Below are 16,338 nucleotides of genomic sequence, written 5' to 3'. Positions count from 1 at the left end.
AATATGAGCGCTATCCCGGAGAAAGGTATTTTCAAAGGGAACTTCGTCATGAAAGACTTCACAGATCCTAAAATGATCATGCAGATCAATTCGGAGCTGGAACTGGAATTCATCGGCGCCTTCCTCGGCATAGCTGACCTGCAACGTATCACGGGTCATATCAGCATGAAAATGGACTTCAATGAGCTGGTAGATATGACACTGCCGGAAGCTTCTATGGGTAAACTGAAAGAAGGTATCCAAAGTGAACTGAGAGTAAGTGATCTGACCTTCCGTATTCCAAACTATCCGCATATCATCCATAAACTGAACCTTCATGCAGACATGAAGAACGGTTTTGTGAAACTGGATACATTGTCCTTCTTCTTTGGTAATTCTGACTTTGCGATGAATGGCTCACTGAGCGATCTGCCGGCCCTTTTCCATCAACAGGAAAAACCGGTACAGGTTACTTTCACTGCCCACAGTAAAAGGATGATCTTAAAGGAATTGCTGTCATATGATACTGCAATGGCCAGAAAAGCAAAAGAAGAGATCTATAACTTCAATATTGGTCTGGCGCTGGAAACTTCCGTAAAAGAACTGCAACATCCGGCTCCATTGCCGAAGGGCAAGTTCAAAATGGAGAAACTGTTTGCCAGTTTCAAGGAATATCCGCATGCTTTCCATGATTTCGGTGCAGAATTGAATATTAATGATACCGCTTTATTGCTGCGCAATTTCGGTGGTATGATCGACAGTAGTGATATCCGCTTTAGTGGCCGTGTGATCAATTATCAGCTGTGGTTTGATAAGATCATGAGAGGAAAAACACAGGTGGCATTTGATCTGAAATCACAGCGGCTGGCAATGAGAGATGTACTCGGACCGATCAGCAGGAAATATGTGTCCAGAGATTACCATCAGGAAGTTGCTTCCGGTCTTTGGTTACGTGCAAAAGCCGACCTGCGCTATGATTCCGTGTTCAAATTCGCCAAAATAAAACTGGCCAATGTATCCGGTGAATTGCTGGAACATAAGATCAAGGTAGATAGCGTAAAAGGTACTGTAAAGGTAGGCGCAGACAGTTTCCTGAGATTGGACACATTGACTGGTCGTATCGGTAAAACAGACTTTGACATCAGTATGCGTTTATACATGGGTAAGGATACGGTGAAACGTAAGAAGGAAAACTTCCTGCAATTTACCTCCCGCAACCTTGATCTGGATCAATTGACCAACTATAAACTGACGGCCAATGAAGATGAAGAAACCGTTGTAGCTGCGCCTGCGGCAAAGCGTGCAGTGGTAAAAGATACTTCACATGCCAGCGGCTTCAATATCTTCAGTATTCCATTCATTGACTTCAGGGCTACTGTCAATATCGGCAGGTTAAAATACCATCGTCTATGGCTCCGGAATATCGTTTCCAATGTACGCATGCAAGCCAATCAGCATCTTTATCTGGATACGCTGGGGATGGGTATTGCAGATGGACAGATCGGCATGAGAGGACATTTCAACGGGACTGACCCAAAGAAGATTTTCTTCCGCAGCAGGATCCGTGCATTTGACGTGGATCTGGAAAAGCTGATGCTGAAATTAGACCACTTCGGACAAGACTATGTGATCAATAAGAATATAAAAGGCCGTCTCAATGGACAGATCAGAAGTCGTATACAGATGCACCCTGATCTGACGCCTATTATCGACAACTGTGAGGCGGAACTGGATCTCGGTATCTATAATGGTAGTCTGGTGAATTTTGCGCCCATGCAGGCAATGGCAGGTTATTTCAAAGACAAGAACCTGAATATGGTCCGCTTTGACACCTTAAAGAATAAACTGAGCCTGAAAAACGGTGTACTGAATATCCCGAATATGAATATCAACTCTTCACTGGGTTTCATGGAGATTTCGGGTAAACAGTCGCTGGATATGAATATGGAGTATTATATGCGTATCCCGCTGAAGATGGTGACCACGGTTGGTTTCCAGTCTTTATTCGGCAGAAAGAAAGAAGAAGTAGATCCGGATCAGGTAGATGCCATCGAGTATCGTGACAAGGATAAAAAAGTCCGTTTTATGAATATCAAGGTGACAGGTACACCAGATAATTTCAAAGTAGGACTGGGTAAGGCTAAGAAGGCGTAATACCGTTATTATGCCGTTCTTTGTTCGTTCAGGATCGAGGAGATATTGGTGTAATGAGGGTATAATAAGGGAATGAGACGAAGATATTATCAAAAGAAAAGGGGCCACTATATATGGCCCCTTTTCTTTTGATAATGAGTATTTTATGTATTTCTTGTTCTGCCACCTCTTCCGCCACCACGTCCATCATTGCTGCTGTTGCCGGTTCTTCCGCCGGGCGCGTTATTGTAATTGTTATTGCCGCGCGGAGCCGTCTGATAGCTGCCATTGCCACGGTAACCCCGGCTGGCACGGGAACCATTGTCATTTCCACCAGAATAATAACCCCTTGTACCCGGTTGAGAATAATTGTTATTGCGACCACCTGACCAGCCATTGCCGTTATTGTTATTGCCATAAGAGCCGGGGCGGTTACCGGAAGGACGGCCATTATTATACCCGTTATAGTTATTTCTGCCACCTTCGTAACGACCACCGTTATTTCTGCCCGGATTATATCCACGATCGGCCCTGTAAGAGCGGTAATCGTTGACCACTACGCGGTTACGGTTGTACACCATGCCGGAGTAAGTTCTTACGGGGTAGTACATGACACGCGCAGGTGGTATTCTGCGCACCGGAGCATAAGCATAACCATATCTGAAGTGATGACACACAGGGCGGTATGCGTATACCGGCATCGGGCGCCATGCTCTCCACCATACAGGTGGGTTGACCCATGACCATGGAGAAGTCCATACGACATAAGCGGGCGCATATACCCGACGTACACAAGGCCAGAACCATACATTTACGATGACATGTGCGGGTGCGAAAGATGGGATATCCATATCGGCTGCCGGACCATGCGTACGGGATCCGCCTTCATTATACCATGAGTTCCTGTTTGGATCTTCCGGATAGACATTGTCGCTTACCTCGGTTGGTTCAGCGAGGGTAGTCTCACCATAGATATCTTCATCACCGGCGATCTGGATAACGGCGGTATTTTCACCGGTCTTTTCCAGTTCTATGACGGCAACGTCCTGACTTTCCTGATTAGAAACCAGAGCCTGTATGATAAACAGTTGTACCTGATCTTTTCTTTTATTGATAACACGGAGGTAATCGATCCGGCCATCACCGTTGAGATCCAGATTATTGACTTTATTGGATTCTGTATTCAGCAGTCGTTCGAATTCTTCCGGCGTACCGGCCTGTTTGAAAAGCGTAAGTGCGCCCTGCAGACTAAAATTATCTCCCGGTAAACCGGTGGAGTCCTGATCAGGAGGGGACCAGCTGGCCTCATCCCATTCGTCAGTCTGTTCCTGTAATTGTTGTCTGGAATATGGATCCTGTGCGTGAGTGGTAAATGCCGAAAGGCATAGCAGCAGTACAGGTAGGGAATGGCTGATCTTCATGGCAGTAATGTTGTTGGTATAGCGATCTAAGAATGAATATACAAATTCTTTAATGCAATATGTGTGCCGGAGACGCCGGAACGCTTTACAGGCTTAAAAAAAGTAGCGGTCTTACAACATCTTGCTGTGATACAACATGTTATAAGACCGCTACTATTATCAGCAGTTTTTATTGTAAAGTTATCAGGCGCTTAGTTCCCTCTGGTCGCCCTGCGGCCACCACCATTCTGGCCACCGTTACCCCGGCTGTTTCCGCCTGTACGGCCACCACTGCTACGACCACCATTATTTGTGCGGCCGCCACTTACACGGGTACCTCTGTCTGCTCTGGAGGGCGTGTAGGAATTGTTGCCTCTGTCAGCGGTACCCGGACGGGAAGGCGTGTATTGTCTGCCGCCATTGTTATAATTATTTCTGCCACCGTTACCATTATAATTGCCATTTCTGGATGGGGTGACCCTTTCGACTCTTCTGGTGGTACGATAGTTATTCACTACGACCCTGTTCCTGTTGATCACCGTTACGGATGTCGTTCTTACGGGACGGTAGATCACCCTTGCCGGTGGTATTCTGCGAACTGGCACCACTACGTAATGCGGGGCGTAGGCATACCTGTAGGGATGGTATACGCGCCATGGCAATGGACGCCATGGGTGGTACCATACCGGACGGCTTACCCATGTCCATGGAGATACCCACACGGTATAAGCCGGTGCATATACATAACGTACACAGGGCCATAACCATACATTTACTACGATGCCTTCCGGGGCGTAAGCGGAGGGGCCATGAGTGGCAGGAGAGTAATTAAAAGCGTTATCAGTTTCTTCAGTTGGTTCGGTAATTACGGACTCACCATAGATATCGGGGTCGCCGATGATCTGGATGATGGCATTATTTTCACCGGTTTTCTCCAGTTCGATAACTGCAACATCCTGACTTTCAGTAGAAGATACTAATGCCTGAAGGATAAATACCTGTACATCATTCTCTTTTTTATTGACTACGCGGATGTAGTCGGTATTACCATCGTCGTTGAGATCGAGGTTATTTACTTTATTATCAGACGAATTCAGGCTTTTTTCGAATGCTTCGGGGCTTGGGGACTGTTTAAAGAGGTCCAGTGCGCCCTGCAGACTGAAATTGTCTCCCGGCAGACCGGTAGAGTCCTGTGTTTGTTGTTCCTGTGCATGTGCGGTGAAAGCAGCAGTAAGGCAGACAGCGAGGGCGGTGAAGTAATGGCGGATATTCATATATACTGTTTTGACTTGATAGACGGAATAATGATATAGATGATCAGCCATGTAAAGGAGATCAGGAAGGCGAATACGGCGAGGAAGGCGTTCATCCGCCAGTGCAGCAGGTAGGCGATACCGGCGTGCAGGAGGGCAAACTGAACGACAAAGCCGCTCACCTGACGGGTTTTGTTGGCAAAACCGTCAAGACTGTGCAGGAGGAGCAGAGGAAGGTAGATATATCCGATCAATGCTCCGCCGGAGAGGATCACCACCCTTCTGAGGGGCAGATGTTCCATGCGCATATAGATGCCGGTCAGGAGAACGGCTACGGCGAAGAACAGGAATTTATTGAGGAAGGCGGCGTTGAGAAAGGAGGGGTAGCTATAGTAGCTTTCCTTGTTACGACCTATTTCCAGCAGGTCTTTTTGTTCCCATTCTTTACAAACGGTCTGTAAGGCGGTTTCGAAGTCTGCGCCTTGCGTCATGCGCATTTCAATTGAAATAGCGAGATGGTCGGCTATTTCCTGTTGCAGTTCAGGGTCAGTTATTTTGTGTGCCTTCAGATAGTCTATAATACGGTCAAGTTGTTGTTCGGTGATGCCTGGTGTCATTAGGTGGACAGTTTAAAGTCTAAGATCTGGTTTAGGGAATGCAGAAATGAACTTAGTTCCTGCATTTTTAATGCCGAAATGTCCTTTCCGGCCTCAGAGACGTGATAATATTTTCTTTGCCGTCTTCCAATGTGGATAATTTCGGTGCTGAGAACCCCTATGGCCTCCAGTACATACTCCCTTTTTCGACCAGCAATTTCAGGATGATGATCTCAATAGTTCCTTTCAGTAGTTCCTTTGAGTACATGTATAGTAGACTGCGGGAAATGCAAAGGGTTTAATTACATTGTATACCAAGGTATAAGGAAAACAAATTATGCTTTCTGTACAAGTTGTTAATATTGATTTACAGCTGATTATTGTTAAAGTTGAGCCGGCTATAATAAAGATGCTGAAATTAGGTATTTGTTGTATATATGTAATATTTTGGTGTTATTCCCTACTATTTTTGACTCTTATTTGAAAATTTTTCCTAATTTGGTGCCGTCATTCCGGTTTAATAAGTATAAAATCGGCTTATGAATCTGCCTTAAACCACAACTATATACGCTGTTAGACCGCCGCTATCACCTATTGTTTCGTTCGAACCCATAGCTGCAAAAGCTATCATTAGTTTAAACCGCAACTCGCATACTGTTAAAAATTACGAAACCTTCGTATGATGGAATTCGTAGTTGGTTGAAGTATTATTAGACACTAGCTTGTTTGCGGGGGACTTATCAACTTACCGTCGTCAATTCACTGCAAATTTTTAGTGTTCAATATATAAATTTGGATCTGAAAACGTTTTCAGAACAATAATCTTATACTTTCGCGTAAATAAACAAGTGTAAGTATAAGATTATACAACAGCTTAAGAGAAATATCAGATGAGCAAATTGTTACGTGCAAAGGAAGCCTCATTGGCCAGAGTTCACACCACTAAGGAAAAAGGGATCTACCCTTATTTTAGACCGATCTCTTCTTCTCAGGATACTGAGGTGGATATCGACGGTAAGAAGGTGTTAATGTTCGGATCAAATTCCTACCTGGGACTGACTAATCATCCCAAGGTAAAAGAGGCGGCCAAACGTGCCATAGACAAATATGGTACGGGATGTGCAGGGTCCAGATTCCTTAACGGTACTCTTGACCTCCATCTGGAATTAGAACGGCGCCTGGCGGAATACGTAGGCAAAGAAGCCGCTCTCGTATTCAGTACCGGGTTTCTGGCAAACCAGGGCGCATTATCGAGCCTTACCGGCCGTAATGATTACATCATTCTTGACGAACTGGATCACGCTTCCATTATCGATGGCAGCCGTTTGTCCTTTTCCAAGGTGATCAAGTACCGCCATAATAATATGGAGGATCTGGAAGCCAAGCTGTCTGCATTGCCGCAGTCATCAGTACGTCTGATCGTGGTGGATGGTGTCTTCAGTATGGAAGGCGACATTGCCAAACTGCCTGAAATCGTAGCCCTGGCTGATACCTATGGTGCGAATATCATGGTGGACGATGCACACGGACTGGGTGTGGTAGGTCTGAATGGCGCCGGTACGGCTGCTCACTTCAACCTGACAGACAAAGTTGACGTGATCATGGGTACTTTCAGTAAGTCTTTTGCGTCTCTGGGTGGATTCATCGCGGGCGACGGCGAAGTGATTGAATACCTGAAGCATGCTGCCCGTTCCCTGATCTTCAGTGCAAGTATGACGCCTGCAGCAGCTGCGAGCGTACTGGCTACACTGGATATCATTCAGTCAGAACCTGAGCACATTCAGCGCCTGTGGGACAACACCAACTATGCGCGTAACCTGCTGAAAGAGGCTGGTTTTGATACCGGTCACGTGTCAGAAACGCCTGTTATTCCGATTTACATCAGAAATGAGGAGCAGGTATTCCGCATTACCCGTATGCTGCAGGATCAGGGTGTATTTGTGAATCCGGTAGTACCTCCGGCTGTACAGCCAGATGCTACGCTGATCAGATTCTCTCTGATGTCAACGCATACGTATGCACAGATTGAAACAGCTATCGATAAATTAACGGAGACATTTACACTTGCGGGTATACCCTTAAAGCAAAAAATATAAATGGAAACTTTGCAAACCTCTCAACAGACGGTACATGCTCCGGTGTCAGGTGGCGTTTCGTCAGTAACGGTAATACCTGTTACTACGAAAAAGCAACTGGCTCAATTTATTGATTTTCCGCACGATCTGTACAAGGACGACAAGAATTACGTTCCTGAGCTTTTTATCGCTCAGCGTGATCTCCTGAGTCCGGGTAAACATCCCTTTCATGAACATTCCAGCTTACAGACATTTCTTGCCTTCAAGGGGAATAAGATCGTAGGGAGGATTGCAGCCATAGACAATAAGAACCACAACGCTTTTAATAAAAAGAACGACGGCTTCTTCGGCTTCTTTGAATCTATCAATGACATTGAAGTAAGCCAGGCTTTGTTTCAGACAGCTACTGCGTGGCTGAAGGAACGTAAGCTGAGCACCATGATTGGTCCTGTTAACTTCTCTACCAACGAGACCTGTGGTCTGTTGATACAGGGATTTGACGGTCCGCCGGTAGTCATGATGCCCTATAATCCTCCATACTATAGTAAACTGATTGAGCAGGCGGGGTTAACTGAAAATGCAACCCTGATTGCTTATAAGATCATTCCGCAGTACATGAATGATCGTCCTTACAGGATCATGGAGGTACTGCAGGAAAGACTGGCCAGACGTAATATCACTTTCCGTAAAGTCAATGTGAAAAACTTTGACTCGGAGGTGAAACAGATCATGGCTATTTATAACAGCGCATGGGATAAAAACCTTGGTTTTGTACCAATGACCGACAAGGAATTTGAGTACCTGGCGAAGGACCTGAAAATGATACTGGATCCGGATTTCTGTATCATCGCTGAGGAGAATGGAAAGGCAATTGGTTTTGCTCTGGCAATTCCTGACCTGAACCAGATCCTGATCAAGATAAAGAGAGGTCGTTTATTACCGACCGGTATATTTAAGTTACTGCTGGGTAAAAAGAAGATCAATGCTGTAAGGGTGTTGACACTCGGCGTACTGGAACCTTACCGTAAACTGGGTATTGACGGCTGTTTGTATGGTGAATTGATGAAAACGGGAAGAGAGAAGAACGTAGCATATGGTGAGGGTTCATGGATACTGGAAAACAATGAGATGATGAATGCGGCGATGTTGAGTATCAATGCTGACCCTTACAGAAAATATAGGATTTACGAAAAAGAGATATGAAACCTCGCGTACTGATAACAGGTGCCAGCGGTTTTGTAGGATATCATCTGGTGGAGGCAGCCCTCGATGCAGGAATGGAAGTTTACGCTGCTGTTCGCGCATCGAGCAATGTCTCCCACCTGAACCATTTACAGGTAAATTATGTTTATCCTGATTTCAGCCGTAAAGAGGCGCTGACAACAATGATAAAAGAACACCGGTTTGATTATATCATTCATGGTGCAGGTATAACAAAAGCAAGGTCTTTAGACGAATATAACAAAGTTAATGCAGGGTATACCCAAAACCTGGCGCAGGCAGTCAGCGAGTCAGGCATACCGCTAAAGAAATTTTTATTTATCAGCAGTCTGGCGGCCGTAGGCCCCATCGCATATGATGCCAGCTGGCCCGTACCGGATGTAACAACACCCAGCCCGGTCACCAGTTACGGAAAAAGTAAATTACTGGCAGAAGAATTCCTCGGGGCTATTTCGGATGTTCCCTGGGTTATATTAAGGCCCACCGCTGTATATGGGCCGCGCGAGAGAGACCTTTTCGTATTGTTCAAAACATTCAGACGGGGTTTGGAACCTTATATGGGCAGAGGTGCCCAGTGGCTGAGTTTTGTGTATGTAAAAGACCTCGCAGATGCAGCTATACTGGCGCTAAAGGCGCCTGTATCAGGAGTCGCTTATAACATCTCAGATGGTAACAGTTACGACCGTTACGCACTGGCAGCGATTATCAAACAACACCTGAAGCTGCGCACACTTCGCATTCATTTGCCTTTGCCTGTCATTAAGATTGTTGCCGCTATTTCAGAAAAGGTGAGTCGTGGCGCCCCTTTGCTGAACAAGGATAAACTTAACGAACTGACGGCCGCAAACTGGAATTGTAATATAGATAGCATACGCCGGGACCTGGGATACCAACCGCGCTATAATCTTGAAAAAGGTATGCAGGAAACCCTGGACTGGTACTCGGCCAATAAGTGGTTTTAGATTAAAACAGAAAATAAAGTTTAAAAATGAAACATCAAATTAAAGAAGCAAAAGGTAAGCTGGGTGTTTTGATGCCAGGCCTTGGCGCGGTGGCCACAACATTCATCGCCGGGGTAGAGGCAGTTAAGAAGGGATTAGCACAGCCCATCGGTTCCGTCGCACAGATGGGACACATACGACTGGGTAAAAGAACTGAAAACAGGAATCCGCTGATCAAAGACTTTGTGTCTTTAGCAAGTCTGAATGATCTGGTATTTGGTGGTTGGGATGTATACGAAGACAACGTATACGCAGCAGCTGTAAAAGCTGAAGTGCTGGACAGATTCCAGCTGGAAGCGATCAAACCTGAACTGGAAGCCATTGTTCCAATGAAGGCCGCTTTCGATAAAAACTTTGTTAAAAATCTTGACGGCACACACGTTAAAGATAACAAAACCCGTTACGAGCTGGCACAGGCCGTAATAGAAGATATTAAGAATTTTCAGAAAGAAAAAGGCTGCGACCGTGTTGTAATGGTATGGTGCGGTTCTACCGAAATTTATCACGAAGCAGCGGATGTACATATGTCCCTCGCTGCTTTCGAACAAGGTCTGAAAGATAACGACCTGCGTATTGCTCCGAGCATGATCTATGCTTATGCAGCATTAACACTGGGCGTTCCTTTCGCAAACGGTGCTCCAAACCTGACCTGCGACATTCCTGCCCTGATCGAATTGTCTAAAAAGACAAAAACGCCGATCGCAGGTAAAGATTTCAAAACCGGACAGACCCTGATGAAGACCATCCTGGCTCCAGGTCTGACTGCACGTGCACTCGGTATGGAAGGCTGGTTCTCCACCAACATCCTGGGTAACCGTGACGGATGGGTACTGGACGATCCGGATAACTTCAAAACCAAAGAAGTTTCTAAACTGGGCGTACTGGAAGACATCCTCCTGCCGGAAGAAAATCCTGAACTGTATGGTGACATGTACCATAAGATCAGGATCAACTATTATCCTCCACGCAAGGATAACAAAGAGAGCTGGGATAACATTGACATCATCGGCTGGATGGGCTACAAAATGCAGATCAAGATCAACTTCCTCTGCCGTGACTCCATCCTTGCTGCGCCAATCGTACTGGACCTCGCACTGTTCATCGACTTCGCAAAACGCGCAGGTATGAGCGGTATCCAGGAATGGCTGTCATTCTATCTGAAGTCTCCGCAAACAGCTCCGGGTCTGCGTCCTGAGCATGACATCTTCAAACAGCTCATCAAACTGCAGAATACACTGCGTTACCTGATGGGTGAAGATCTGATCACGCACCTGGGTCTGGATTATTATGAAGGTATTTTAAACGAAGAATGATCCGAATTCACAAAATAATTGCTACCAGCCTGGGTATAGGCTACATTGGCAAAGGCGGGGGTACAGTCGCAGCGGCTGTGGCAGCGCTTTGCTGGTACCTTGCACTGGCTGGTAGTGCAATTGCAGGCCTTTGGCCATTAGTATTCACCGTAGCAATTACCCTGCTCGGTATATGGTCCGGTGATAAAGTAGAACCGTACTGGGGCAAGGATGATAAGAAAGTGGTGATTGATGAAGTGGCAGGTATGTGTGTCAGTCTGCTGTTTTTACCGGTAAATTACTGGTATGTACTGGCAGGACTGGTATTATTCAGATTCTTTGATATCGTTAAGCCATTGGGCATCCGTCGGATGGAAAAGCTGAACGGTGGTCTGGGTGTAATGATGGACGATGTGGTAGCCGGGATATATTCAAACTTGTTACTGCAGATTGCTTGGCACAGTAACCTTTTTGGAGGATGATTAAATTTTTAAAGGCGCAGGCCTCATCATTAATAGCAACAGGCGTGGACTTTACTGTAGTAGTCCTGCTTTCTGCGCTGGCCGGAGAATGGTCAGCCGGTGTTAATGTGATCGGCGCCCTTGCTGGCGGTATAGCCAACTTTATGATCAACAGGCAATGGGTCTTTAACAGGGAAAAAGGAGCAATAGGAGGGCAGGCATTGCGCTATGGTATCACCTGGGTGGGGAACATGCTGTTAAATACAGCAGGAGTGTGGTTGGTACTGCATTTTACAGGATGGCACGATGTTTCGAGCAAAGAAACAGCGCTTAGATTGTCCATCGTAAAGTTGTCAGTTTCGTTGCTGGTTGGTTTTACTTACAGTTATATAATGCAGAAGCGATTCGTTTTTAAATGATGTTAGATAGATGAATGGTAGTAAAAATATTAGTATAGGTCTTTTGTTATTGCTTACGCTCGGCTTTAGTTCAGTATTTGCACAAACAACGACAGTTAAGGGGCTTGTTACCGATAAATCAGGCTCCCCTTTGCCATTTGTAAGCGTTTTTGTGCCTGGTACATCCTTCGGTATCGCAACAGATGCCGCAGGCCGGTACGAATTACAGTTTGATAGCCCAAAAGATAGTGTGCGCTTTTCCCTCATGGGGTATAAAGCCATTACAATACGCGTACAAAAAGGACAGGAGCAGGTACGGAACATGGTACTCGACAACGGAGCGAAACAGCTCAATGAGTTTGTCGTGAAGCGTAAAAAAGAAAGATACAGGAACAAGGATAACCCGGCTGTAGAGCTGATCCGACTGGTCATTGATAATAAATCAAAGAACAGAATGGAACACTACGACTATGCGAATTATAACCAGTACGAAAAACTGGAATTCGCATTGAGTAATCTTTCCGAAAAGATACAGAACAGCCGCTTTACCCGTAAGTATAAATTTGTGTTCGAAAATCAGGATACTACTAAAATGGCCGGCCGCTCGCTGCTGCCTATGTACCTGGAAGAAAAACTCGCAGATGTATATTTCCGGAAAGATCCCGAGAAAAAGAAAACAATCATCACTGCTGATAAGAAAGTCAGCTTTGAGAATTATATTGATAACCGTGGTCTGAGTGCTTATCTGAACCACATCTATCAGGATGTGGATATCTATGATAACAACATGATGCTGTTCACCAACCAGTTCCTCAGCCCGATTGCCAACGCAGGTCCCACCTTTTACAGATATTATATCGCTGATACTATCGTAACGGCTGACAGCTCCAAACTGATAGTACTGGAATTCTATCCGCGTAACAAGACAGACAGGTTACTGGAAGGTAAACTCTATATCACCCTCGATGGCAATTATGCCATCCAGAAGGCAGATATGACGGCCAACAAAGAGATCAACCTGAACTTTATCCGTGATTTTCACCTGTATATGGACTTCGAAAAGACTCCGGACGGGCGTTATTTCATGAATAAAAATACCCTGATGGCCGATTTCGGTCTGTTTAAGGGAAGCAGCGGTCTGTTTGGTGAACGTACCGTTTCCATCAAAAATATGGTGATCAATAAGCCAATGCCGGATGGTTTCTATGCAGGAACCGCAGTTGTGCAGAATGAAGATCAGGAAGAGAAACCGGATAGCTTCTGGATCGCCAACAGGCACGATTCCCTGACTACGGCAGAATCTAAGGTGTATCAGAATATTGATAGTCTGCAAAACATGAAGTCCTTCAAACGGACCATGGATATCGCGACTTTTGTGCTGGCAGGATGGAAGAGCGCAGGACCGAAAGTGGAAATTGGTCCGGTAAATACCTTCTATAACTTCAACCCGGTAGAAGGTTTCCGTCTGAGATTGGGTGGCAGAACAACCCCTAAATTCAATAAAAGCCTCTATCTGGAAGGGTATACTGCCTACGGTTTCAAAGATGAAAAATGGAAATATTACTTCGGAGGCTCTTACGCCTTCAACCATAAGTCCATTTATGACTGGCCGGTACGCGCCGTTAAGGCAAGTTACCAGCATGATACCAAGATTCCGGGTCAGGAATTGCAGTTCGTACAGGAAGATAACTTCCTGTTGTCCTTCAAACGTGGTAATAACGATAAATGGTTGTACAACGACATTTACCGCTTGTACTACCTCCATGAATTCGATAACCACTCTTCCTTCCAGCTCGGATTCAAACACTGGGGACAAACACCGGCAGGTACCCTGTCTTATTATAAAGGTCTTACCCAATCTGACAGTGTGAAAAAGATCACTACTGCAGAATTGTCACTCGAACTGCGCTGGGCGCCGCACGAGGAGTTCTATCAGGGTAAGAACTTCAGAATACCCATCCCCAACAAATATCCTATTTTTACATTCAGAGCGATCGCGGGAGTTAAAGGCCTGTTTAACAGCGGGTACAATTACCAGAACCTTTCCCTGAATATTTACAAGATGGTATTCCTGGGACAGCTGGGTTACAGTGAGGTGGTTGCAGAAGGTGGCATGATCTTCGGTAAAGTACCTTATCCTTTGCTGACCATTCACAGAGCGAACCAGTCATATGCTTATCAGTTACAATCGTATAACCTGATGAACTTCCTGGAGTTTGTGAGTGACCGCTATGCAGGGGTAAATATTGACCATAACTTTAACGGATTTATTTTCAATAAGATACCTTTGCTGAAGAAACTGAAGTGGCGTGAAGTAGCAACCATAAAAGTACTGTATGGTGGATTGAGCAGACAAAATGACCCACGTCAGGACCCTTCAAAGATCCAGTTCTCCAATTATGCAGATGGAACACCGATCACCTATACGTTAGGTCAGGACCCATATGTAGAAGGTAGTGTTGGTATTTCTAATATATTCAAATTACTCAGGCTTGACCTGGTAAAAAGGTTTACTTATCTGGACAACCCTCTCATTTCCAACTGGGGTATCAGAGGCAGGGTCAGATTTGATTTTTAATTGACGTTTTCAATCGTAAGCCATGAAAAAACGATTCAGAGATAAACTGCAGCAAGCAATTTACGTAGTGATCAACCCTTTTGTAAAAGGGCTGATTAAAATGGGGCTGACGCCAAATGCTGTCACCCTCATCGGTTTCCTGCTGAATATAGGAGTTGTTGTGATTTTTGTGACGGGAGTAGAGGAAGGCAACAGAGGCGACCTGTCATATGTAGGATGGGCCGGCGGTCTGATCCTTTTTGCGGGATTATTTGATATGCTGGATGGGCAGGTAGCCCGTCTGGGAAATATGGGTTCGCGTTTCGGCGCTTTATTCGACTCCGTACTGGACCGTTACAGTGAAATGGTCCTGTTCCTCGGTATCTGTTATTACCTGATCGGTCACCACTATTTCCTGAGCTCCATATTCGCCTTCATCGCACTGATAGGCTCCATGATGGTGAGCTACACAAGGGCACGTGCAGAAGGACTTGGTATTGAATGTAAAGGTGGATTAATGCAGCGTCCTGAAAGGATCGTAATTATATCTGTTTCAGCGATCGCCTGTGGTATCACCTCTCATTTTATCGGAGGCGACTATAAATTGTTCATTCCGGGCATTCCTTTCCATGTATTCGAGACGATTTCGATCTTCACTTTCCCTCTGTTCATTATGGCGATCATGACCAATATTACAGCAGTAGGTCGTATCCTCGATGCGAAGAAAGCGATTGATAAGCAGGATCAGGTGACCCGTGTTATCAGAAGCGCCACCACCACACCGGTGATCGCACTGCTGATCATGGTACTGCCTGTTATGGCAATGGCAAAGCCAGCCGGACAGGGTCAGAGTAAAGAACCTAACTTTCCTGTACCGACAGGTATTCCAACTATGCTGTTTTACATGCAGCGTACGCCTAACGCCAATACCATTGTGTATGATCTGAATATCCAGAAAGATGGTACACTCGATGAAGATGAGCCCGTAAATATCTACTGGATCAGATACACCGAGCACAATGAAAAAAAGGGATTAAACTATATACAACGTAAATTTGCATACGGTCTGAAGATAAAACAAGTATCTAAAGACAAGTATGAATTGCGTTCCGTAGCCTATGACAAGAAGAAGCTATATCTGATGAAATCTGCTGAAGGTCAATACCATATCTACACACAGATTGGTAATGTAATGGCCCAGCTAAACAGAATATATCTTCAGATTGAAGGAGGTACCTTCTGGGTGCCGAATGTTGTTTACATTGAAATGAAAGGAATCGATCCTGCCACCGGCAAAGAAATCAAAGAGCAGTTCAAGCCCTAGTGATTGTTAAATTCGCAACGATGAGTAATAGACATTACGTTTCCAACTCTCATGAGTCTACTCAAATGTTCAAGAGTAGCCTGTTTGAGAAACTATCAAAAGTTCATTTCAGCGTTCCGCTGTTTTTATACATTCCTGTTATCGCGTGGTGCTGCTGGACAGCCCTCGCTGTACAACAATCTGGTGTGATCATCTGGGCGCTTTGCGTAGCAGCAGGTCTCTTCGTATGGTCATTTGTAGAGTATGTGATGCACCGCTTCGTATTCCATTTCGAGCCATCCTCTAAATGGGGTAGAAGATTACACTTTATTTTTCATGGTGTACACCATGATTATCCAAACGATGCCCTGCGTCTGGTACTGCCTCCTTCTGTGAGCATTCCACTGGCGACAGGCTTCTTTTTTCTGTATAAGAGTTTTATACCTGAAGTATATTTCTATGGTTTCTTTGCAGGCTTTATAGCCGGATATCTTTTCTACGATATCTCCCACTATGCCCTGCATCATTTCAATTTCAAAGCCAGGTTCTGGAAGAAGTTAAAGAAACACCACATGATGCATCATTATGCCGATGCTACCAGAGGATATGGCGTAAGCTCATCCTTCTGGGACAAGATCTTCAGGTCAGATTTTCAAAAGTAAGTGAGAT

The 16,338-nt window shown here is 45.2% G+C and carries 13 protein-coding genes; 10 read left to right on the top strand and 3 right to left on the bottom strand.

The window, feature by feature from the left end; all coding sequences use genetic code 11:
• The first annotated feature begins 3 nt into the window (after nucleotides 1–3).
• Complete coding sequence (locus FEF09_RS12460) at nucleotides 4–2,133, top strand: AsmA-like C-terminal region-containing protein (protein WP_261387449.1); 2,130 nt, start codon at nucleotides 4–6, stop codon at nucleotides 2,131–2,133.
• Between the two features lie 143 nt (nucleotides 2,134–2,276).
• On the opposite strand, the gene FEF09_RS12455 is transcribed toward FEF09_RS12460, so the two are convergent.
• The 3 genes from FEF09_RS12455 to FEF09_RS12445 all read right to left on the bottom strand — a co-directional run bounded on the left by FEF09_RS12455 (nucleotide 2,277) and on the right by FEF09_RS12445 (nucleotide 5,382).
• Entirely contained in the window at nucleotides 2,277–3,533 is a 1,257-nt protein-coding gene (locus FEF09_RS12455) for a hypothetical protein (RefSeq protein WP_146305413.1), read from the bottom strand.
• A gap of 191 nt (nucleotides 3,534–3,724) precedes the next feature.
• On the bottom strand, nucleotides 3,725–4,786 hold the full coding sequence (locus tag FEF09_RS12450) for a hypothetical protein (protein WP_146305412.1): 1,062 nt from the start codon (nucleotides 4,784–4,786) through the stop codon (nucleotides 3,725–3,727).
• Nucleotides 4,783–5,382 carry a hypothetical protein gene (locus tag FEF09_RS12445; RefSeq protein WP_146305411.1) on the bottom strand — a complete coding sequence of 200 codons (600 nt, stop codon included), beginning with the start codon at nucleotides 5,380–5,382 and terminating at the stop codon, nucleotides 4,783–4,785. Before FEF09_RS12445 ends, FEF09_RS12450 begins: the two co-directional genes overlap by 4 nt.
• An 869-nt stretch (nucleotides 5,383–6,251) precedes the next feature.
• Here FEF09_RS12445 and spt point away from each other — a divergent pair.
• Genes spt through FEF09_RS12395 form a run of 9 tightly spaced genes read left to right on the top strand, consistent with a single transcriptional unit; the run spans nucleotide 6,252 to nucleotide 16,331 of the window.
• The gene (gene spt / locus FEF09_RS12435; protein ID WP_146305410.1) at nucleotides 6,252–7,457 is read left to right on the top strand and encodes a serine palmitoyltransferase; all 1,206 of its coding nucleotides are present in this window, start codon (nucleotides 6,252–6,254) and stop codon (nucleotides 7,455–7,457) included.
• The gene (locus tag FEF09_RS12430) at nucleotides 7,458–8,639 is read left to right on the top strand and encodes a hypothetical protein (RefSeq protein ID WP_222596954.1); all 1,182 of its coding nucleotides are present in this window, start codon (nucleotides 7,458–7,460) and stop codon (nucleotides 8,637–8,639) included.
• The gene (locus FEF09_RS12425; protein ID WP_146305409.1) at nucleotides 8,636–9,619 is read left to right on the top strand and encodes an NAD-dependent epimerase/dehydratase family protein; all 984 of its coding nucleotides are present in this window, start codon (nucleotides 8,636–8,638) and stop codon (nucleotides 9,617–9,619) included. Before FEF09_RS12430 ends, FEF09_RS12425 begins: the two co-directional genes overlap by 4 nt.
• A 26-nt stretch (nucleotides 9,620–9,645) precedes the next feature.
• Complete coding sequence (locus FEF09_RS12420; protein ID WP_146305408.1) at nucleotides 9,646–10,971, top strand: inositol-3-phosphate synthase; 1,326 nt, start codon at nucleotides 9,646–9,648, stop codon at nucleotides 10,969–10,971.
• On the top strand, nucleotides 10,968–11,432 hold the full coding sequence (locus FEF09_RS12415) for a phosphatidylglycerophosphatase A (protein ID WP_146305407.1): 465 nt from the start codon (nucleotides 10,968–10,970) through the stop codon (nucleotides 11,430–11,432). Before FEF09_RS12420 ends, FEF09_RS12415 begins: the two co-directional genes overlap by 4 nt.
• Entirely contained in the window at nucleotides 11,429–11,830 is a 402-nt protein-coding gene (locus FEF09_RS12410; RefSeq protein ID WP_146305406.1) for a GtrA family protein, read from the top strand. The genes FEF09_RS12415 and FEF09_RS12410 overlap by 4 nt, the downstream gene beginning before the upstream one ends.
• A 10-nt stretch (nucleotides 11,831–11,840) precedes the next feature.
• A complete protein-coding gene (locus tag FEF09_RS12405) occupies nucleotides 11,841–14,387 on the top strand; it encodes a DUF5686 and carboxypeptidase-like regulatory domain-containing protein (protein WP_146305405.1) in 2,547 nt (848 codons plus the stop codon).
• 22 nt (nucleotides 14,388–14,409) lie between these two features.
• Nucleotides 14,410–15,690 (top strand): DUF4833 domain-containing protein, encoded by a 1,281-nt coding sequence (locus FEF09_RS12400; RefSeq protein ID WP_146305404.1) that lies wholly within the window; start codon nucleotides 14,410–14,412, stop codon nucleotides 15,688–15,690.
• Between the two features lie 20 nt (nucleotides 15,691–15,710).
• Complete coding sequence (locus FEF09_RS12395) at nucleotides 15,711–16,331, top strand: sterol desaturase family protein (protein WP_146305403.1); 621 nt, start codon at nucleotides 15,711–15,713, stop codon at nucleotides 16,329–16,331.
• Nucleotides 16,332–16,338: the final 7 nt, after the last annotated feature.

The organism is Chitinophaga pinensis, from assembly GCF_007896845.1.
Classification (GTDB): Bacteria; Bacteroidota; Bacteroidia; order Chitinophagales; family Chitinophagaceae; genus Chitinophaga; species Chitinophaga pinensis_C.
This window is presented reverse-complemented; position numbering and strand designations above follow the sequence as displayed.